Origin of the sequence: Citrobacter sp. Cpo069 (genome assembly GCF_030332785.1) — a bacterium.
Classification (GTDB): Bacteria; Pseudomonadota; Gammaproteobacteria; order Enterobacterales; family Enterobacteriaceae; genus Citrobacter; species Citrobacter portucalensis.
Map to the genome: position 1 here is coordinate 79753 of NZ_JAOWHD010000061.1, position 22687 is coordinate 102439.

12 protein-coding genes are annotated in these 22687 nt (G+C 51.5%); 5 read left to right on the forward strand and 7 right to left on the reverse strand.

Features of this window, described 5'->3' with window-relative positions:
- Window positions 1-138: 138 nt before the first annotated feature.
- Entirely contained in the window at window positions 139-543 is a 405-nt protein-coding gene (locus OGY08_RS20735; protein ID WP_125363204.1) for a MarR family winged helix-turn-helix transcriptional regulator, read from the reverse strand.
- A 160-nt stretch (window positions 544-703) separates the two neighbouring features.
- Between OGY08_RS20735 and OGY08_RS20740 the strand changes: the two genes are divergently transcribed.
- The 3 genes from OGY08_RS20740 to OGY08_RS20750 are packed head-to-tail and all read left to right on the forward strand — an operon-like array spanning window position 704 to window position 2971.
- A complete protein-coding gene (locus OGY08_RS20740) occupies window positions 704-1297 on the forward strand; it encodes a non-oxidative hydroxyarylic acid decarboxylases subunit B (protein ID WP_125363203.1) in 594 nt (197 codons plus the stop codon).
- Window positions 1297-2724 (forward strand): non-oxidative hydroxyarylic acid decarboxylases subunit C, encoded by a 1428-nt coding sequence (locus OGY08_RS20745; RefSeq protein ID WP_003825816.1) that lies wholly within the window; start codon window positions 1297-1299, stop codon window positions 2722-2724. Before OGY08_RS20740 ends, OGY08_RS20745 begins: the two co-directional genes overlap by 1 nt.
- 10 nt (window positions 2725-2734) lie before the next feature.
- Window positions 2735-2971, forward strand: a complete 237-nt coding sequence (locus OGY08_RS20750) for a non-oxidative hydroxyarylic acid decarboxylases subunit D (RefSeq protein ID WP_032944812.1) — start codon at window positions 2735-2737, stop codon at window positions 2969-2971.
- Between the two features lie 93 nt (window positions 2972-3064).
- On the opposite strand, the gene mutS is transcribed toward OGY08_RS20750, so the two are convergent.
- The 3 genes from mutS to OGY08_RS20765 form a co-directional block, all read right to left on the reverse strand.
- Complete coding sequence (gene mutS / locus OGY08_RS20755; protein ID WP_286566464.1) at window positions 3065-5632, reverse strand: DNA mismatch repair protein MutS; 2568 nt, start codon at window positions 5630-5632, stop codon at window positions 3065-3067.
- A gap of 206 nt (window positions 5633-5838) precedes the next feature.
- Window positions 5839-6351: a YqeJ family protein gene (locus OGY08_RS20760; RefSeq protein WP_003825820.1), complete on the reverse strand. Its 513-nt coding sequence runs from the start codon at window positions 6349-6351 to the stop codon at window positions 5839-5841.
- The gene (locus OGY08_RS20765) at window positions 6351-7136 is read right to left on the reverse strand and encodes a winged helix-turn-helix domain-containing protein (RefSeq protein WP_057068066.1); all 786 of its coding nucleotides are present in this window, start codon (window positions 7134-7136) and stop codon (window positions 6351-6353) included. The genes OGY08_RS20760 and OGY08_RS20765 overlap by 1 nt, the downstream gene beginning before the upstream one ends.
- A 455-nt stretch (window positions 7137-7591) precedes the next feature.
- Here OGY08_RS20765 and OGY08_RS20770 point away from each other — a divergent pair, with 455 nt between their 5' ends.
- Window positions 7592-8197 carry a helix-turn-helix domain-containing protein gene (locus tag OGY08_RS20770; RefSeq protein WP_008785664.1) on the forward strand — a complete coding sequence of 202 codons (606 nt, stop codon included), beginning with the start codon at window positions 7592-7594 and terminating at the stop codon, window positions 8195-8197.
- A gap of 41 nt (window positions 8198-8238) precedes the next feature.
- Here the strand turns inward: OGY08_RS20770 and OGY08_RS20775 are convergent, their stop codons facing one another.
- From OGY08_RS20775 to OGY08_RS20785, 3 genes are all read right to left on the reverse strand, one after another.
- A complete protein-coding gene (locus OGY08_RS20775) occupies window positions 8239-9612 on the reverse strand; it encodes an HlyD family type I secretion periplasmic adaptor subunit (RefSeq protein ID WP_053069349.1) in 1374 nt (457 codons plus the stop codon).
- Entirely contained in the window at window positions 9599-11791 is a 2193-nt protein-coding gene (locus tag OGY08_RS20780) for a type I secretion system permease/ATPase (RefSeq protein ID WP_286566468.1), read from the reverse strand. The genes OGY08_RS20775 and OGY08_RS20780 overlap by 14 nt, the downstream gene beginning before the upstream one ends.
- Window positions 11792-11880: 89 nt before the next feature.
- A complete protein-coding gene (locus OGY08_RS20785; protein ID WP_125363201.1) occupies window positions 11881-13224 on the reverse strand; it encodes a TolC family outer membrane protein in 1344 nt (447 codons plus the stop codon).
- Between the two features lie 332 nt (window positions 13225-13556).
- Here OGY08_RS20785 and OGY08_RS20790 point away from each other — a divergent pair, with 332 nt between their 5' ends.
- A complete protein-coding gene (locus tag OGY08_RS20790; RefSeq protein ID WP_286566469.1) occupies window positions 13557-22646 on the forward strand; it encodes a retention module-containing protein in 9090 nt (3029 codons plus the stop codon).
- The last annotated feature ends 41 nt before the right edge of the window (window positions 22647-22687 follow it).

A 22687-nucleotide genomic window follows, 5' to 3' on the forward strand; every position in this document is an offset into this window, starting at 1 on the left:
AAGTTCTATCAAGAAAGGCCAGTCTCATTGGGACTGGCCTTTTTCTATGTTTGTTGCCTGATGGCACTGCGTTTATCAGGCCTACGGGGAGCTGGACTTTGTAGGCCGGATAAGACATTTATGTCGCCATCCGGCAGATTAGTTCATCATCTTACGCACCAGACGTGTGAACTGCTCACGTTCTTCATCAGATAATCGCCCCAAAAACTCATCATCCACGCTATCGCCTAACGGAGTTGCGCTGGCCAGTAATGCTTCTCCTTGCGCGGTCAAATAAACAAACCGTCGACGCTTATCTGCCGGGTCATGTTCACGCCTGACCAGCTCCCGTTTTTCCATTCGGCTCAGCATTTCCGCAAGGGTTGCCTTGGTACAGACTGCGGCTTCGGTCAGGGCGACCTGCTCAATGCCGGGACGTTCAGCAATGGCGCGCATCACCGCATACTGTGGTTTGGTCAGGTCCGGTAATTCATGTTGCCAGCGGGACGTATGCTGCTGGAAGAGCTGACGTAAAAGGTGAAATGCTTTATTTCGTAACGGCATGAGCGCTCCGGAATTCCTGTCAGTCTCTATCATAGCGGGTTACGCATCTTTTTTTAACAATTGCGGCTTTAGCGATCTGTGCTCGATGACCTTGCCCGAAATGTTATGTGAGAGTATTTTAACCAAAATGTTCGTACACGAACAAAAATTGAGAGGCTAAATGAGACTGATTGTCGGAATGACCGGGGCAACCGGCGCGCCACTTGGTGTGTCGCTATTGCAGGCGCTGCGAGAAATGCCCGAGGTGGAAACCCATCTGGTGCTGTCAAAGTGGGCCAAAACCACTATTGAACTGGAAACGCCGTACAGCGTCCGTGATGTGTCTGCGTTGGCCGATTATTGCCACAACCCGGCGGACCAGTCGGCAACCATCTCCTCTGGATCGTTTCGTACTGACGGCATGATCATTATCCCCTGCAGTATGAAAACCCTGGCCGGTATTCGTGCAGGCTACGCGGAAGGGCTGGTGGGGCGCGCTGCTGATGTGGTGCTGAAAGAAGGGCGCAAGCTGGTTCTGGTTCCGCGTGAAATGCCGCTTAGCACGATTCATCTGGAAAACATGCTCGCACTTTCCCGCATGGGCGTGGCGATGGTCCCGCCGATGCCCGCGTATTACAACCACCCGCAAACGGTCGATGACATTACGCAGCATATCGTTGCGCGTGTGCTCGATCAGTTTGGTCTGGAACACCCCAACGCCCGTCGCTGGCAGGGTTTACGGCAGGCGCAGAATTTTTCACAGGAGAATGAATAATGGCATTTGATGATTTGCGCAGCTTTTTACAGGCGCTGGATGACCAGGGGCAATTGCTGAAAATCAGTGAAGAAGTTAACGCCGAGCCGGATCTGGCTGCGGCAGCCAATGCGACCGGACGCATTGGTGACGGTGCGCCAGCGCTGTGGTTTGACAATATTCGTGGTTTTACCGATGCCCGCGTGGCGATGAACACTATTGGTTCGTGGCAGAATCACGCCATCTCTTTAGGCCTGCCGCCAAATACCCCAGTGAAAAAACAGATTGATGAGTTTATTCGCCGTTGGGATAAATTTCCGGTTACGCCGGAGCGTCGCGCCAATCCGGCGTGGGCTGAAAACTGTGTTGATGGTGATGAGATCAACCTGTTTGATATTCTGCCGCTGTTTCGCCTGAACGATGGCGACGGCGGTTTCTATCTTGATAAAGCCTGCGTGGTGTCGCGCGATCCGCTGGATCCGGACAACTTTGGCAAACAGAACGTCGGCATTTATCGTATGGAGGTGAAGGGCAAACGCAAGCTTGGCCTGCAGCCGGTGCCGATGCACGATATCGCGCTGCACCTGCATAAAGCCGAAGAGCGCGGTGAAGATCTGCCGATTGCCATCACGCTGGGTAACGATCCGATCATCACCCTGATGGGGGCCACGCCGCTGAAGTACGATCAGTCGGAATACGAAATGGCGGGAGCGCTGCGTGAAAGTCCGTATCCGATCGCTACCGCGCCGCTCACCGGCTTTGACGTGCCATGGGGTTCAGAAGTGATCCTCGAAGGGGTAATTGAAAGCCGTAAGCGTGAAATCGAAGGGCCGTTTGGCGAGTTTACCGGGCACTATTCCGGTGGACGTAATATGACGGTCGTGCGTATCGATAAAGTCTCTTATCGTACCAAACCTATTTTTGAATCGCTGTATTTGGGGATGCCGTGGACGGAGATTGACTACCTGATGGGGCCGGCAACCTGCGTACCGTTGTATCAACAGTTGAAAGCCGAATTCCCGGAAGTGCAGGCGGTGAATGCCATGTATACCCACGGTTTGCTGGCAATTATCTCCACCAAAAAACGCTACGGCGGCTTTGCCCGCGCGGTGGGGCTGCGCGCAATGACGACGCCGCATGGCCTGGGTTACGTGAAAATGGTGATTATGGTTGATGAGGATGTTGATCCGTTCAACCTGCCGCAGGTGATGTGGGCGCTGTCTTCGAAGGTCAATCCGGCGGGCGATCTGGTGCAATTGCCGAATATGTCGGTGCTGGAGCTTGATCCGGGTTCCAGTCCAGCGGGGATTACCGACAAGTTAATTATTGATGCGACCACGCCGGTTGCGCCGGATAACCGTGGGCACTATAGCCAGCCGGTATGTGATTTACCGGAAACGAAAGCCTGGGCAGAAAAACTGACCGCCATGCTGGCTAACCGTAAATAAGGAGTAGCAGATGATTTGTCCACGTTGTGCCGATGAACATATTGAAGTGATGGCAAACTCGCCGGTAAAAGGAGTCTGGACGGTATATCAGTGCCAGCATTGTCTATACACCTGGCGTGATACTGAGCCGCTACGCCGTACCAGCCGCGAGCACTACCCGCAAGCGTTTCGCATGACGCAGAAGGATATTGATGACGCACCGATGGTGCCGAGTATTCCACCGCTGCTGGCAGAAGATAAGCGCTAATACAACTCGCCGGGTGCGGCTTTGCCTTACCCGGCCTACATATAGCGATATTTTGAAGGCCCGATAAGCGTATCACTATCGGGCATTACGGCGTTACACCAGACTCTTCAACCGGTAGATCCACTCCAGCGCCTGGCGAGGCGTTAGCGAATCCGGGTCGAGATTTTCCAGTGCTTCAACGGCGGGCGACGTTTCTTCCGGAGCTGACAGGAGCGACATCTGTGTGCCGTCGACCTGAGTTGCAGCAACATTCGGCGCGATGCTTTCCAGTTCGCGAAGTTTTTGCCGCGCGCGTTTAATAACCTCTTTTGGTACACCAGCCAGGGCAGCTACTGCCAGACCATAGCTCTTGCTCGCCGCACCATCCTGTACGCTGTGCATGAAGGCGATGGTATCGCCGTGCTCTAACGCATCAAGATGCACATTTGCTACGCCTTCCATTTTCTCCGGTAACTGAGTCAGTTCGAAGTAGTGGGTGGCAAACAACGTTAATGTTTTGATTTTATTGGCCAGATTTTCCGCGCACGCCCACGCCAGCGACAGGCCGTCGTAGGTGGAGGTGCCGCGTCCAATCTCATCCATCAGCACCAGGCTGTTCTCGGTGGCGTTATGCAGAATGTTGGCGGTTTCGGTCATTTCTACCATGAAGGTGGAACGACCGGAGGCCAGATCATCCGCCGCGCCCACGCGGGTAAAGATGCGGTCGATAGGCCCGATCTCCACTTTCTGCGCCGGAACGTAGCTGCCGATGTAGGCCAGCAGCGCAATTAACGCAGTCTGGCGCATATAGGTACTTTTACCCCCCATGTTCGGGCCGGTGATAATCAGCATCCGTCGCTGAGGCGAGAGGTTAAGTGGGTTGGCGATAAACGGCTCGGTCAGCACCTGTTCAACCACCGGATGACGTCCCTCGGTAATACGAATACCAGGCTTGTCGGTGAAGGTCGGGCAGGTGTAATTCAGGGTATAAGCGCGTTCCGCAAGGTTGACCAGTACGTCCAGTTCTGCCAGCGCGCTGGCGCTTTGTTGCAAATCAGCCAGGTGCGGCAGCAGCATGTCGAACAGCTCATCGTACAGCTGTTTTTCCAGCGCCAGCGCTTTGCCTTTTGATGTCAGAACTTTGTCTTCGTACTCTTTCAGCTCCGGAATAATGTAGCGTTCGGCGTTTTTCAGCGTCTGGCGACGCACATAGTTAATCGGCGCCAGATGACTTTGCCCGCGACTGATCTGAATGTAGTAGCCATGAACGGCGTTAAACCCAACTTTCAGCGTATCCAGACCGGTGCGCTCGCGCTCACGAATTTCCAGTCTGTCCAGATAGTCAGTTGCGCCATCAGCCAGCGCTCGCCACTCGTCCAGTTCTTCGTTATAGCCGGGGGCGATGACGCCACCGTCGCGAACCAGCACAGGTGGAGCTTCCACTACGGCACGTTCCAGCAGTTCACGCAGGTCAGCAAACTCACCCATTTTCTCGCGCAGCATCTGCACGGGGGCACTGTCTATGCTTTCCAGTTGTGCGCGCAGTTCTGGTAATTGCTGGAAGGCATGACGCATACGGGCCAGATCGCGCGGGCGCGCGGTACGCAGGGCCAGACGTGCCAGGATACGTTCAAGATCGCCGACCTGACGCAGCACGGGTTGCAATTCACCGGTGGAGTCCTGTAGCGCGCCGATGGTCTGTTGGCGTTCAGTGAGGACTTTGGTGTCGCGGACCGGCATATGCAGCCAGCGCTTGAGCATACGGCTGCCCATCGGCGTCACGGTGCAGTCGAGTACTGAAGCCAGCGTGTTTTCAACGCCGCCCGCCAGGTTCTGGGTAATTTCCAGATTGCGGCGCGTGGCGGCATCCATAATGATGCTGTCCTGCTGACGTTCCATGGTGATGGAACGAATATGCGGCAGCGAAGTACGCTGGGTATCTTTTACGTATTGCAGCAGGCAGCCAGCCGCGCATAATCCACGCGGGGCGTTTTCTACGCCAAAGCCAATCAGATCCCGCGTGCCAAACTGCAGGTTTAGCTGCTGGCGAGCGGTATCGATTTCAAATTCCCATAGCGGACGACGACGTAATCCGCGACGTCCCTCAATCAGTGAAGTTTCAGCGAAATCTTCGGCATACAACAGTTCAGCGGGATTGGTGCGCTGCAATTCTGCGGCCATGGTCTCGCGGTCGGCGGGTTCGCTAACACGAAAACGCCCGGAGCTGATATCCAGCGTGGCGTAACCATAACCTTTACTGTCCTGCCAGATAGCGGCCAGCAGGTTGTCCTGGCGTTCCTGTAACAGCGCTTCATCACTGATGGTGCCTGGCGTGACGATACGCACCACTTTGCGCTCGACCGGACCTTTGCTGGTCGCCGGATCGCCAATCTGTTCACAAATAGCGACGGATTCACCCTGGTTGACCAGCTTGGCGAGGTAGTTTTCTACCGCATGGTGAGGAATGCCCGCCATCGGGATTGGCTCGCCCGCAGACGCGCCGCGTTTGGTCAGGGAGATATCAAGCAGCTGAGACGCACGTTTCGCATCGTCATAAAACAGTTCGTAAAAGTCGCCCATGCGGTAAAACAACAGTATCTCCGGGTGCTGGGCTTTCAGCTTGAGATACTGCTGCATCATTGGGGTGTGGTTCGTGAAGTCCGTATCAAGTGACTCTTTCATATCGCTTTTGCTCTTTTTTTAATCTTTTTGGGGACCTGGGCAGTCTCACGTGAGCCCCTGGAAACTCACATAAACCCACAAATTTGTCATTCGAAAGCCGCCTGATGGGCAGTAACGACGAGCGTTGGCTCGACCTGAATGGTCTATCTTATCACCGACAACGACTGAGATTCATCCGTAGGTTTTGCCGCCAGAACGCTTATTGATTATTCATTTTCCGGCAAAGCATAATTCTGGCAGTACAGATAGGGGATCCCCTCTTTGGTAATCAGGTATGTCGCGCTGTTCAGTGCAAAAAAATCGACGTTGGATACGCTGGTGTTGGTCAGGAAAAAATCGGGGAGGAGTTCCTGAATAAGGCTGGCGGGAGCCGTTTCTCGATTGGAAATTTGGATTTTCTGTGAAATCCAAACCGGGCTTGAGCCGTAGCTGGATTGTGTAAAAAGTACCATGCGTTGCACGGTTTGCTCATTATTTTCGGCATCTTTGATAATACCATCAATATTCACAATACCTTTACTGCCCCCGGTTTTAATATCAATAATCCCTCGGAACGAGCTTGTATTGCGTACAATTTCGATGGCAGAGCGGCAGGTGAGATCATGTAACTCGCCATTGTTCTTACTGTACCGATAGACGACAGTAAGAATAAGCGCAGCAAAACAAAGCAGCAGGATAATACCTGTCTGGATGCGGGACGTTCGGGGATATAAGTTCATTAGCTATCATACCGTGGGTAATATACCGACTGACAGGCATTTTCTTGCCTGGCTTTTATCGGTGAGCGACACACCAGCACGGACAGTTTCTTAGACTCAGGATAGGTCGTGATATAGATAAATTTATGGCTCTGACACAGTCCTGGGTTTTTGTCGATAAACGCGGTATGCCGGGAGAAATTACTGGCATCGTTATTGAAATAATACTGACAGCCAGTGGGTGCTTTATCCGCAGTGATATAGCCGGAGAAATAATCATCGCTGGCTTTCCATGGATATAATATCAGCACACAAATTATCAGGGTAAGTGCCAACATTACTGTTTCTGCAGCCGTTATCAAAGGTTGACGCGGTGTGTCAGCCAAAAATTCCTCAATGGTGGCATCTGGCGCTAAGGATTCTTCAGCAGAAGCAGAGTTCTCCTCCGGTGTTTCAATGACCTGAATATCAAACTCTTCTTGAATGATCAGCCCTTTGCGGGGGATCGTTGTGATCAGCGGTTGTTCAAGCTCCAGCTGCAGTAAGCTTTTACGCAACGAGAGAATACTTTGATAAAAGGCGTTGAAACTCACCTGCCGGTGATTTTTACCCCAACCGAATTCCAGCAATTCGTTTTGAGAAACCACTTGCCCGCGATGTTGAATAAGTAATAAAAGACATAACGACGCTGAGTGTTTGAGTTTTATCCGCTGATTGGGGTGATCTACCCGCGCCAGACATTGTGTGGCTGGCGTAAATATTATTCTATTTTCAATCAGATAACTGACATTGCCAGTCTCAGACATATTGTCTCTACTCTTGATGATGCGTCTGGTGGTTGTTTAGTCATGATACCACTGAGCCTATAAAGACCACCAGCATGGACCTGATTCCACAGCGAGAACCGCGAAGTGTTGCAAATTGGTATCATAATATAACAAGAATGAAAACTTTTTAATGAAAATAAAATCCATTAAAATCAATTGATTGTATCTTTTTGGCTACTCTGCAAAGAACAGAAAGATGAAAAAATGTCGACAAAGATGATTGCCATTAATTCTTTATGGACAGCGCCATATACTGCATGGCACCACCACGCGAAAACAGCATGAACCTTAACGCGTCAATGGCACCAGGGAATGCCGGTGGTAGATGTAGATGGGAATAAATGTCAGCTTGTTTGCGAGCTGACATTTATTTTTAGTGCCGAGTAAATTTAACCATCTTTTTGACTAAGCCATAATTTGCGGTAGAGAGTCCCATGTTCCAGAAAGAAATTGAAAATGCTGTAGTGCTCGTTGGCGATGAAATGAAGAAGTCGGATAATGCCTGGCTGTCGTTACGTAAAAAACGTCAGCGTATTGATTTGAAGACCGATGGACAAATCTTATTTCTGGAGAAAGGGACTGTCTCTGTTTATCGTGTGGAAAACGATTTAGTCACCGTGAGTATTTCTGCACCTGCTATTCTCGGCCTGCCACAAATGCGTACGGAAGTGGCTGGTCACTATTTACGTTGTGATACCGATTGTGAAATGTGGGCGATGAGCGTACAAAATGCCGATCACCTGTTTACGACCAAAAACTTATGGAAGCAGGCGTTTGATATCTTAACGCATCATCTTCAACGTTATTTTCAGCGTGAAGCGTTGCAGTCGCACCGTACTATTCGTGAGCAGATTATTGAACACGTAAAATATATCTGGTCGATGGAGCCAGAGGTTCGCGAGAAAACATCCGTGTATACTTTTATTTTGACCCGTAACCATATTTCACGTAGTGCCATCCATAAGGTGTTACAGGAGCTGGTTAATGACGGGAAAATCACCCTGAATCGTGGAAAGCTCTCTTTTTGCACGCCGTTATAAATTCATGCGCTCCCCGGCAAAATGTAAGGGAGCGCATCCGATCAACGTTCTCTGAGTGCTTCCGCGCGTGCGCGAATAATCGGTTTTAACAGGTAGCTCAGAATCGTTTTCTTGCCGGTGAGAATATCGACGCTCGCCACCATGCCGGGAATGATCAGCATCGGATGCTCTTTTGTTCCCAGGTAATTTTTGTCCGTCTGCAAACGCACAATATAAAAGCTTCGCCCCTGCTTGTCGGTAACGGTGTCCGGGCTTATCTGCACTACTTCGCCTTGCAGACCGCCATAGATGGTGTAATCGTAAGCGGTAAATTTCACCATCGCATGTTGACCCGGATGGAGGAAGGCGATATCGCGCGGCTGGATTTTGGCTTCGATTAACAGTTTGTCATCCAGCGGAACGATTTCCACCAGATCGCTGCCCGGTTGAATGACGCCGCCGATAGTATTCACCATCACCTGCTGGACGATACCCCGCACCGGTGAGGTGACCATGGTACGGTTCACCCGATCCTCCAGTGCTTTAACGCTTGCCTGGGTTTTACTCAGATTGGTGCGAGCTTCATTGAGTTGGGCCAGCGCATCGCTCTGGAAACGGCCACGGCTTTCACCGATTTTATTCTCAATCTCTTTAATTTCTGACGTGGCCTTGGGGAGCGACAGGCTAATAGAATTGAGCTGCCCGGCGGTTTCCACCTCGGTACGACGCAGGCGCAGCAGTTCGACTTTTGAAATGGCGCCTGAAGCGAGCAGCGGCTCGGACATTTTGATTTCCTGACGGATTAACCCGAGGCTGTGCTTAAACTGATCCTCCTTTGACTCAAAGTCGCGCAGCTCCTGTTTTTTCTGCACCAGCTGTTCTTCGAGCCCGGAAATTTCGTTGTGAAATTGTTCCCGACGGCTGTTGTACAGCTCGGTTTCTCCCCGGGCGACTTCCGGCGCCTGGCTGGCTATCTCGGGTGAAATCACAAAGTCCCGGTTTTCAACTTCCGCCGTCAGGCGTTCTACCTTGGCGCGCAGACCGAGTTTGTCGGCTTCGGTTTCACCCACGTTGGAGGCGAAACGCGTGTCATCGAGGTGCAGTAGTGGAGTTCCGGCGTTAACGATTTGCCCTTCATGCACGTACAGCTCGGTGACAATTCCCCCTTCCAGGTTCTGGATTTTTTGCAGTTTTGATGAAGGGATCGCTTTGCCTTCACCGCGTGTCACTTCATCAATTTTTGCAAAACCAGCCCAGATGAAGGACAGCACCACCAGCGCGAGGATCACCCACAACGTCAGTCGTATCACTCTTGGGGCGTCATCAATTATGGCCTGACTAACCTCATTAATACTGTCGGTTTGATTTTCATCACGACCGCGAAAATAGTGCTGCATATAGCTGCGGGCACGAGTCAGGAGATCAGCGAGACGCATTAATTTGCCCCTTTTTCAACGCATCCATCACTACCCCTTTCGGACCGTCTGCGATGATGCGACCTTTATCAACAATAATCAGACGGTCAACCAGCGACAGCATGGAAGCGCGGTGCGTGACCAGTAATAACGTTTTTCCCGCAATACAGGGGGCCAGCGCGTGTTTGATCTTCTCTTCGCTGGTGTTGTCCATCGAACTGGTGGGTTCATCCAGTAGCAGGAGAGGGGGATCAAGCAACAGTGCGCGCGCGAGCGCCACCGCCTGCCGTTGCCCACCAGAAAGCTGGGAGCCGCGTTCGCCGACCTGCAGGTTATAGCCGTCGGGATGCAGGCGTGCGAATTCGTTGACGCCAGCCAGTTCTGCCGCTCGCAGCATGGTTTCGTCATCGACATAGCGCGCTCCGCACAGCAGGTTATCGCGCAGCGTGCCGTTGAATAGCTGGATGTCCTGTGGCACGTAGCCGATGCTGTGGCGCAGATCATTCACATCCAGCTGACGAGAGTCGATACCATCGATCAGCAGGTTCCCGGCGCTCGGCTGGAATAAATTGACGATTAGTTTACTCAGCGAACTTTTACCGGAACCGCTGCGCCCGATAATGCCGATGCGCTCACCGGGCTGAATGGTCAGGTTAATTTTGTGCAGCGACAGGTTTTGTTGCTCCGGGTAGCTGAAATCCACATCGCGAAATTCAATGCTGCCCTGTAACTGTTCACGCTTGAGCGGGTTTTCATCCGCACGGCGCTCCTGCGTCAGCGACATCATTTTCTCAGTATTTTTGATGGTCAGCTTCGCCTGCTGATAGCGGGCGATAAGGCCGGTGAGCTGACCCAGCGGCATCAAGGCGCGACCATTGAGCATGTAGCAGGCGATCAAGCCACCCATACTCAGTTTGCCGTCGATAATCATGTACACCCCGACGATGATCATCACCACGCCTGAAATTTGCTGGAACCAGCCGGTGAGGTTGCTGGCCAGGCTGGACAAGGTTTTCACCCGCAGTTCGAGACGGCTCAGGCTACCCAGCGTTTGTTCCCACTGGAACTGGCGTTCGCTTTGGGCATTATTCACTTTGATGGCATCCAGACTGCTCAGGGTTTCAATCAGTAGTGCCTGACGTTCGCTGGCGAGGCTCATGGTTTTTGCCACCGCAGCGTTGACCGGCTTTTGTAGTGCCCAACTGCACAACAGGGCAATCGGTAATGTCAGTACCGGGATCCATGCCAGCGCGCCGCCGATAATGCCAATAACAATCAGCAGTAACAGGGTGAAGGGCAAATCGATAATCGTCGTCAAAGTGAGGGATGAGAGGAAATCACGCAGTGACTGAAACTCGTGAATGTTTTGTGCAAAGCTGCCCACGCGCGCCGGGCGCTCTTTCATCTCCATACCGACAATGCGCTCAAACAGGGTTGAAGAGATGATGAGATCGCTTTTCTTACCTGCAATATCAAGGCAGATACCGCGCAGCATTTTTAAAATCAGATCAAAGACAAAAGCCAGGCAGATGCCAACTGCCAGCACCCATAGTGTGACCGTTGCCTGGTTTGGCACGACGCGGTCATACACATTCATGGTAAAGAGCGGTGTGCCGAGCGCAATCAGGTTGATTAACAGACTGGCCAATACCGCATCCATATACAGAAAACGCGACAGCTTCAGCGTGTCTTTAAACCAGGATTTGGTACGCGGCAGAAAGGCCTCTGCCTGCAAATCGAATTCGTGGCGCGGATGCGCAAAAATGACTTTGCCCGCATAGTTTTGCTCAAGCGTGGCGGCATCAACGCAAATCTCCCCACCTTCGCTTTCGCTGGGCATAAAACGGGCGCTGCCGTCATCGTTCCATGCCAACAACACCCCGGTACCCCCCGCGTTCAATAACAAGACAGCAGGCAGAGATATTGCCGGAATTTTATCGAGCGTGCGCGTGACGACTCGCGCCTTTAAACCGGCCCTTGCCGCCGCGCGTGGGAATATATTCAGCGTGAGCCGATCGTTTTCTAATGGCAGGCCACTGCTTAATGTTGAACGACTCGCCGGTTTACCGTGCAGAAAACACAGAATCAGTAAGCTATCTAATAACGGGTCGTCATTATGGCTACGTGGGTCGTGATGTTGAGAATTAGGGTTAGCGTAATTCTCAGGGACGTCATTTAATAATTCGGCTTGTGCACTCATTTTCGCAACCATTCTGACCGTGCACGGTTAAATAATAGCAAGCTAATTATAAGCGTGCAGGTCAGAGATTTATTGGGGATTAATAATTATTAATGAAGTTCCGGTAAGCTATTTTCTTCTGCTGAATCTACCGGTTGTCCTGAAGGCGGCGGTGTGATTTTTAGAATGTTCATTAATTCCCCGGTGCGTTCGCTAATACGGTAGCCACTGGTCATGGCCAGATAACGTAATTCAACAAGACGGCGTTTAGAGGAGAACACTTCATTTTCACTATCGAGTAAATCCAGCAGCGTACGCTCGCCAAGACTAAATTGATCCTGATAAGCCGTGCGTACTTTGACGCTGCGGTCAGCGTATTCTTCCGCCGAAGGAATCTGAGCGCGTGCGTTTTGCAGTGCGGTCCAGGCCAGGCGCAGCTCCTGATTCAGCTGGCGCAGTGTGTTATTACGTACATCCTGAGCCTGCTTGTGCAGATAAGCGCGGGAGTTCATGTTGGCTTTGTCGCTGCCGCCCTGGTACAGGTTGTAATGCAGTTTGACCATCGCTTCCCACTCTTCGGTGTGTGCGCTGGTGGTATCGGTGTTGTTGCTAATCCCGCGGGAAAGCTCAACGTCCACACGTGGATAGAAGGTGGATTTCGACGATTCATACTGCTGGTGCGCAGCTTCGATATCCGCATTGGCAGACTTCAGTAATGGATTATTTTTTTCCATCCGACTTTTGGCATCTTCCAGCGAGGTTGGCAGCTGAGAGTCAATGCTCTCTGGCTGGCTTAAGCCCTGCGGATCCATGCCCGTCACGCTGATAAAGGTGGTTTTCGCGTCTTCAAGGTTAGTTTGCTCGGTCAGCAGGTTGTTTCGCGCCTGCGCCAGACGCGCTTCGGCCTGCATAAAATCCCCGGAGCGCCCAACGCCCTGATCGGTACGCAGTTTTATCTGGTCGTAAATGCGCTCGTGGTTCGCCAGATCGTCTTCAGCAAGGCGTACAAACTCTTCGCGTTGCAGCACGTCGAAATAGGCCTGAATCACCGCATAAGCGGTGCTTTCACTGGTGTTCATCACACCATAGGCGCGTGAGTCAACGGTCGCTTTTTGTCGCGCCACTTCGCTGTTGGTCGCAAAGCCGTTAAACACATTCTGCTCGAGGCTGATAGTCGCCTCGTTAGGTGATTGAGTCAGACCGTTATTGCGTCCTGCAGCGCGGGTAGTTGCATCATCAACATTTTTGCGCCCGGCCTCGGCATTTAAATTCAGTGATGGCAAATAGCCACCTTGTGCCGCACGCAGATCTTGCTCCGAGGAATAACGGCTATTTATTGCAGCATTAACTTCAGGATGATTCGCTAATGCATCTTTAACGGTATTTTGTAAGTCTTCTGCGTTTACTGCATTTATTGAAAAACATGAAAGCAGAAAAACTAAAAACTTCTTCATGACATGAATGCCCTATATCTCACGGTTATGACATCCAGGTGTCGTCGCTATCATCCATTTTTACAAACACGTTATATTAATTAACAAATATGAATTATCTTAATTGATGGCTGTAATCAGCTATTCAGCGACATGTTTTGTCACATCGTGTTTTATTTTTGGTTATTTTTTATTATATTCATTTGCCAGTCAAGTCTCATGTAATTGCATTCTATAAAATGTGTTTTTTTCTACATTGAGATATTAATGTTTACATTAATTGAATGTGATATTTGTTCGTTAATGTATTAACGAGTTTATAAAAATAATGATGGTAATTAAGTGAGGTTACGGTGAGCAAATTACTCGGTGTGATCAAAGCAATTATTGGACAGGTTTACGTAGTTGATGCCAATGGTGCACAACGACTGGTTCATGAAGGCGACAGGGTATATAGCGGTGAAGAAATTGTGACCAGTGCCAGCGGCGCGGTAAGTATCTCTTTACCAGACGGAAAAACGCTGGATATAGGCCGTAATAGCCATTGGGGTGAGCACGGGCTACAGGTTAGCCATCATCCGGAAAGTAGTGCTCAGGATATTGCCGCCGCACAAAAGGCCATTGCCGATGGCGCTGACCCGACGCAGGTGCTGGAAGCCACCGCGGCGGGTAATGAAGCACCGGTAACATTAGAAGGTGGCGGCGGGGGGCACACTCTGGTTCAGCTTGAATTGACCGGGCAGGTGGTTGATCCGACAGCAGGTTTTAACACCAAAGGTCTGGGAAGCCCGAACTGGGATATCAATCTGCCGATAGGGGGAGTTACCGCAGGTTCCGCGAGTGTTTTCCCGCCTGAGGTACAAATTACCGAGTTTGCCGGCAACGACGGTTTCATTAACAAAAGCGAATTCCATCAGACCCATTTAAGCGGCACCAGTAATCAAAATCACATCACACTCACCTTCACCGATAGCCAAAAAAACACATTCACCGTTACTGTTCCGGTGAGCAACGGGCACTGGAATATTGATACCGATCTGGGGGGACTGGTCCCGGGAAATGTAACAGTGGTGGCAATAGCCACCGATGTGACGGGACGAACGGCAGAAAGTTTTGACCATGCACTGATTGATATTACCGGACCACACATCGACATTACCGTTGATAACGTCACGCCGGATAACATCATTAACTACGAAGAGTCACGTCAACCACAAACCCTGATCCACGGTTCGGTCGGCGGCGACACTAAACCCGGCGATATCGTTACTTTATTGGTTGATGGTAAAGAATATACCGGTGTTGTCACCGACCCCGGTAATGGGACTCTGACTTATACCATCCCGGTACTGACCCAGGGGTTACTGCATGACCCGAACATCCACGCCACGTTAACCTCTACTGACGACGCAGGAAATACCACCATTGTTTCCACGGATCATCATGTCGATAACGACCTGTATGCGCAAAATGCCGTGACCATTGAAACGGTGGCGAATGATGATGTCGTCAACGCTAATGAGTTTCGTATGCCGACCATTATTTCTGGCATTGCCAGCGGTGATGCGAAAGCGGGTGATCCGGTCACGTTGACCATTCAGGGCAAAGCGTTTCACGGCACGGTTTTCGACGAGCATGGCCAGCTACGCTATGAAATCGTTGTGCCTTCCGCAACCCTCAACGAGGGGGCTAACGATGTGCAGGTGACGCTGGTAAGCCATGACGCGGTAGGCAATGAAGCCACTGCCGTGACGCACCGCACCGTGGTACTGGACACCCAGGCACATAACGCCCTCACGATTGATGATGTCACGACAGATAACACCCTGAATCGTGCTGAGCTGTATATGCGTAACCAGGTGATTTCCGGAACCGTCAGCGGGGAAGACGCGAAAGCGGGCGACCCGGTGCTGGTAGAGATCAATGGCCACCAGTACAACGGTCAGATCATCGATCTCGGCAATAGCACGCTGGGCTATCGTATTGCGGTGAACGCTGCCGATTTTGCCAACAACGTTGCAAAAGTCGATGGTTATATGGACGTGAAGGTAACGGTCACCTCTCACGATGCGGCGGGCAACCTGGCGATCGCCACCGATACCCACAGCGTGCACATTGATAATCTTGCGACCAATCAGGTCAACATTGACGCGGTGGCGACGGATGATGTGGTCAACGCGATTGAACACCGCATGATCACGCTGATTAGCGGTGTGGCAGGCGGTGATGCCAAAGCGGGCGATGCGGTCACCGTCAGCGTACAGGGGCAAAACTATGCCGGAACGGTGGTCAATGATAACGGTCAGTTGCGCTATGAAGTGGCATTACCGAAAGGAACGCTGCTGGAAGGTAAAAACGACGTGGTGGTAACGCTGGTCAGCCACGATGCGGCGGGTAACGAAGTCACCGCGCTCGCGCACCGTACCGTCACGCTCGATACTCAGGCGCACAACTCGCTGACAATCAATGATGTAGATAGTGATAACACCCTGAATCGTAGTGAGTTGTACACACGTAACCAGGTGATCTCCGGCACAATTGGCAGCAATGAAGATGCTAAACCTGGCGATCCGGTTCAACTCGAAATTAACGGTCACCTGTACCGGGGGGAGGTAATCGATTTAGGCAATAACACGCTGGGCTACCGTATCACGGTAAACACCGCAGACTTTGCCAACAACAGCGTACCGGTCGACGGTAACGTGGACGTGAAGGTCACAGTCACCTCTCATGATATGGCGGGTAACCTGGCGATCGCCACCGACACCCACATCGTGCACATTGATAACGTTGCGACCAATCAGGTCAGTATCGACGCGGTAGCGACAGATGACGTAGTCAACGCCATTGAGAACCGCATGGTAACACTGATTAGCGGTGCAGCCGGCGGTGATGCCAAAGCGGGGGATACGGTCACCGTCAGCGTCCATGGGCAAAACTATGCCGGAACAATCGTTGATGATAACGGGCAGTTGCGCTACGAAGTCGCGTTGCCGAAGACGGCCTTGCAGGAAGGTAAAAACGACGTAGTGGTGACGTTGGTCAGTCATGACTCGGTGGGAAATGAAGTTACCGCGCTGGCACACCGCACAATCACGTTAGACACTCAGGCACATAATACTGTCCGTATACATGATGTCACTGCCGATAACACATTGAATTACCAAGAGCTACTTGCGGCTAAACAGACCATTACCGGTTTCGTTGGTGGTGAGGATGCAAAGGTAAACGATCCTGTCTTACTGGAGATAAATGGCCATCAGTACAGCGGTAAGGTGATTGATTTTGGCCGCGGTAAGCTGGGTTATCGCATTGATGTGGACTCTTCTGCATTTGCCGATAACAACGGCCATGTGCTGGCGAATGTGAAAATTACCGCGATGGTCACATCTCATGACGCAGCGGGAAACCTGGCGATCGCGACTGATTCCCATAAAGTTCATATCGATAACTACGCGGAAAACACCATTAAGATTGACGCAGTGGCGACGGACAATTTGGTGAACGCCAATGAAAACCGGATGCCGACGATTATTAGCATCGTAGCCGGTGGTGATGCCCGGGAGGGTGATGCGGTAACTATCAGGGTTCGTGGACAAGACTTTGACGGCAAGGTGATCAACGATAACGGTCAGTTACGCTATGAAGTGGTTCTGCCGCATGGAACCTTGCATGAAGGAAAGAATGCGGTGGTCGCGACGCTGGTCAGCCATGACGCGCTGGGCAATGAAGTGACCAGTGAGTCGCACCGTATTATCACTCTTGATACTCATGCGCAAAACACCATCTCGCTAGATAACATTGCTACAGACAATGTTATCAATTACCAGGAACTGTCCGCGGCGACACAGCGCATTACCGGCATCGTTGATGGTGAAGATGCGAAGGTCGGCGATCCCATTCAACTGGAAGTTAATGGTCATCAGTACGATAGCCGGGTCATTGACCTTGGTAACGGACATCTGGGTTACAGTATTGATGTGGACTCATCGGCCTTTGCGAACAATAGCGTTCATGTGTTGACGGATGTCGATGTGCACGTCACTGTCACCTCTCATGATGCGGCGGGTAACCTTGCCATCGCTACCGATAGCCATAAAGTTCATATTGATAACTTTGCCAAAAACGCGGTGACGACGAATATCGTCGCGTCGGATGATGTGGTGAACGCCATTGAAAACCGCATGCCGACGCTGATTAGCGGTATCGCAAAAGGCCTGGATGCCAAAGTGGGCGATGTGGTGACCGTCCACGTACAGGGGCAAACACAGGACTTTAGCGGCACGGTGGTTAACGATCACGGCGTTCTGCGCTACGAAGTGTTTGTTCCAACAGGTGTGTTGCAGGAAGGCAGCAACGACGTGATGGTGACGCTGGTCAGTCACGATGCAGCGGGCAACAAGGCGGTGGCGGTGGAGCATCGAACCGTTACGCTGGATACCCAGGCGCAAAGTACCGTCACTATTGATAGCGTCACAGATGACGACAAACTTAACCATCTTGAGCTGGATACGCCGATGCAGCTCATCAGCGGTAAGGTGGGCGGTGACGCGCAGGTTGGCGATGCGGTGATCGTAGAAATCAATCACCAGACGTTTAACGGCAAGGTGATTGATCTTGGAGGCGGTCATTTAGGCTATCAGGTCCCGGTCAACTCAACGGCGTTCAGCGATAACAAAGGCAACCAGGATAAAAATGTGACCGTGAGTGTCACGGTTATCTCCCACGATGCGGTGGAAAATGAGGTCATTACCACCGCAACCCATGATGTGCATATTGATAACCATGCCGCGGCTAAAATCACCGTTGATACGGTGGCGGGTGATGACAAGCTGAACGGCGCAGAAGCCGCGAAACACCTCACTGAGATCATGGGGACGGTTTCGGGCGATGTGCATGTAGGGACTAAAGTTCAGGTTATCGTCAACGGCCATACTTACGACACAACTGTTCAGCGACTCCCGGAACATAATAATGCGCTGGGATATAAGCTGGACGTTCTGAGCCGCGATCTGGTCAAAGACCCGCATATCGTGGCCCGCGTAGTCGGCGAAGATAATGTGCATAATTTCCAGAAAGCGGAGATATCGCACGATCTGGTGGTTGATTTACATGCTAAGGCAATGCTGACGATCGATCCCGTTACTGGCGATAACATGGTCAATGGCGATGAATCAAAACAGCCATTCACCTGGATAACCGGGAAAGTGGCAGGGGATGTTCACGTAAATGACGTCGTTTACCTCACCGTTAATGGTCACGTTCTTACAGGGAAAGTGCACGATGTAGGGGGCGGGGTTCTCGGCTACAGCATTAAAGTCAGCACCGCAGATCTGATCTCCGATCCGCATTTAACCGCGACGGTGAGCACTACCGATGGTGCGGGCAACCCAGCCACGGCCAATGCAGAAACCACCGTTATTATCGATACCCGTGTCGATGCGCAGATAACCATTGATGCCGTGACGCCGGATAATACGCTGAACTTTGCTGAGCAAATGCATGGCTATACGATAGTGAGCGGTACGGTGAGCGGTGAAGTTCATCCGGGCGATTCATTCACCATGACCATCAACGGCCACAACTATGCCGGGGTGGTGGAAGATCGTGGCAATCATCAGATGGGTTTCCACGTACCCGTTGCTACGGCCGATCTGGTTGCCGATCCGCATATCGACGTCACCATGGATATCACGGACGATGCCCTGAACCATGCACAAATTACAGCACATCATACCGTTACGCTGGATGCTGACGCGAAGGCCTCTATCACTATCGATCCGGTAACGGGCGATGATGTATTGAATAAGATTGAATTGGGGCAAACGACGACAGTTGTCAGCGGTACAGTCGGTGGCGATGCGAAAATTGATGATGTGGTGCACCTGAATATTGGTGGCCATATGGTTGATGCTATAGTGGTGGACCTGCCGAATCTGGGAACGTTGGGTTACTCCATCAAGGTGGATACGCATTGGCTGCAAAACGATCCGCATATTACTGCAACAATCACCACTACCGATGCGGCGGGTAATAATGCGACGGCAGATGCGCACCGTACCGTGGACATTGACGATAAGATTGACGCGATTGTGCATATTGATCCGATTGTTACCGATAGCGGTGATGCGGTGATTAACCACGACGAGGCCCTGAAGCAGCAAACGACGGTTACGGGGACGGTAGGCGGGGATGTCAAAATCGGTGATATGGTTGAACTGACCATCAACCATCAGACCTATTTTGCGCGGGTGGAAAATCAAAACGGTCAGCATGTATTCAGTACAAAGGTTTCGACCTTAGATCTGCTCATGGATCCGAATATTCATGCTGAAGTGACGGCAAAAGACGACGCAGGTAACATCGCGCGTGGGTACGATGATATGCCGGTGCTGGTTGATACCGTTGCTGATGCCGGGATAACGATTGATTCTGCGTTGAGCTGGCAAGGCATGGCGCTACCCGCTGGAGACCGCCCCGAATTTGTGACGGTAACAGGGCATGTTACCCCAGACGCGAAGCTTAATGATTTAGTTACAGTTGATGTGGGTAACAACACGCACCTGGAAACACATGTTATTACCCTCCCTGATGGGCAATTGGGTTACACGCTAGATATTCTTTTTCAGGACTGGAATAACAACGGCAATATCACCGTGTCCATCACCACCCATGATGATCATGGCAATACGGCGACAGCAGTAGAACATAAATTTATCGATCTTCCGTGGGTAACCAATACCTTTATTCCAGCCAATACTCCTTATGGTATGCACACCCCGTCGACAACAGGTACTGGCACCACACCGCCGCACCAACCGACCGTGCATCTCACCGTTGATCAAGTGGCAGGCGATGATGTTCTCAACCACGATGAAGCGCAAAAAGGAACGACGGCAATTCGTGGTCTGGTCACCGGCGACGTTCAGGCCGGGGACGATGTTATTGTCACCATAAATCATGTGCAGTACACAGGGCACGTCATGACTATCCCAACGATGCCGGGACAACTGGCATACGAAGTGGATGTGCCGACGAGTGAACTGCAGGCGCATCCAACGTTTGATGTCTCCATCAAGGCGGGAACAGCGACAGATTCGGTGCAGAAAACCATCACTGTCGATACGGATAACCTGCTGCAGATAACGATGGATAAGGTTGCTGGTGATGATGTTATCAATGCTGCCGAGGCGCAAAGCGGTAAAACCACTATCAGCGGTACGGTCAGCGGTGAAGGGATCCATGACGGCAGCGTGGTGAGCCTGCAGGTCAATGGCAATACGCTGACTGCGGTAGTGCATGATGATAAACACGGTCACTTGAGCTGGTCGAAAGAGGTCAGTATTAACGATCTGCACAATAACCCGGATATTATCGCGACGGTAACGGCGACAGATGATCACGGCAACCAAGGAAGTGCCTCTGCCAGCAGCCATGTTGTGGTCGATCTGAGCGCTAATGCTGGCGTGACGATAGATAACATTGCCGGTGACAATGTGCTGAACGCGCGGGAATTGCTGCAACCTAAGATGACAGTAACGGGGTCGGTATCCGGAGATGTGCACCCCGGCGATAAGGTGACGCTGACGGTTAACGGAAACCCTTATGCGGCGACTGTCGATAATAACCATCACTACTGCGTCGATATTTACACCAAAGACCTGCTGGCCGATCGCGCGATTGTCGCGACAGTCTCAGGATATGACGATCACGGCAACGTGCAGCCCGCCAGCTTCACGCAGAATTATTCAATTGATACGACGACAACTGGCAGCATTACCATCAATACCGTCGGCGGTGACGATATTATCAATGCTGATGAAGTGAAAGCCGGTAGCGTTGAGGTGAGTGGTACGGTGGATGGCGATGTGCATCTTGGTGATAAAGTCGACATTCTCGTCGATGGCGTCACGGTACATACACGAGTCATTGAGCTGCCGCATATGAACGGGCAACTGGGTTACAAAGCGATGGTGAGTACGGTCGGGCTGCAAAATGACCCTACTATCCATGTAAGTGTGGAAGGTCAGGATTCGGCGTTGAACCCAATGCATGCCGTGAGCGACAAAACGGTCACTATCGACACGCAACTGAATGCCACCATTATGCTGGATGATGTGACGACAGACGACGTGCTGAATAATGTAGAAACGCAGCAAGCGAAAACCATCATCAGCGGTTATGTGACGGGAGATGTAGACTTTGGCGATCAGGTGACTGTCACGGTTAACGGTAAAGATCTGGTTGCCTATGTGAAAGACAGCGGTGGTCGCAAGGTGTTCAGCGTTGAGGCCAGTACGGCCGACCTGCTCCACGATCAAAATATTACCGCACATGTCATCGCCCACGATGATTCCGGCAACCATGGAAGAATCGATACCAGTAAGATCATCACCATCGACAGAACCGCTGCGGGAACGATGGATATTGATAATGTCACCCAAGATAACGTGCTTAATCATCAGGAACTCCAGGGAGCGACGGTGAGGGTAACCGGGCCTCTTGGCGGTGATGTGGATGTGTGGGATTCGATCAAATTAAAAATTGGCGGTCAGGAGTTTACCGGTTCGGTAGATACGCTGAGCAATGGCGATCGGGTCTGGCATGTTGATGTGGACAGTCATGTCATGGAAGTGAACACCACATTTTCGGTTGAGGTTAAAGGGCATGATGCGCCGGGCAACCCGTATTCAAAGACAACTTCCCACAGCTATTCGGTTGATCAACAGGCAGACGCCACGCTTATCGTAGATAAGGTTACCGGCGATAACCATATTTCACGTGCCGAATCACAGGATGCCGTCACGCATATTACCGGCAGCGTGAGCGGTGATGTGAATGATGGCGATCATATTAAAGCGCTGGTAAATGGTCATCAGTACGATGCCATTCTTCATCAGGGCATTAATGGGTTGACCTATGACATTGAGGCCGATACCTCCGCATTCCGTGCCGGTCATAACCGCGTGAACGTATTGGCCGAGGCGCATGATAACCACGGTAATATTACGCCTTATAGCCAAACGTTGAACGTGACGATGGACGAGCCTGTACCAGTGAAAGGGCATACGGTGGATAAAGGGAATCATGCTGCGATACAGCATGCGCTGCATAACCTGTTCGACGATAACGCATTATCTCTGTCTTATGCACCAGCAGCGACCGGACACGGTCAGGCGACAGCGGTGCTCAGTGCTGACGATAAGGCGAAGGGCGTGCTCGAAAAAGTCGATCTCAGCGATCTGGCGCGTGAACTGCATGAAGGCGTGGATATTGCGAAGTACATTCAAAGCGGCGGCGATCATCACCTGATCGCCAGTCCGGCAAAAGTGGCGCATGGAATAGATACCGCGCTGTCTACTCCGGCAAGCGGCGATCTGCATTCTCCGACCTACTCGTTGGATCATCTGATAGCTAAACCCGATCAAAACCACACTCACTAACGATTGCCTGCTGCCCTGTGTAAACAGGGCAGCAGCATCGT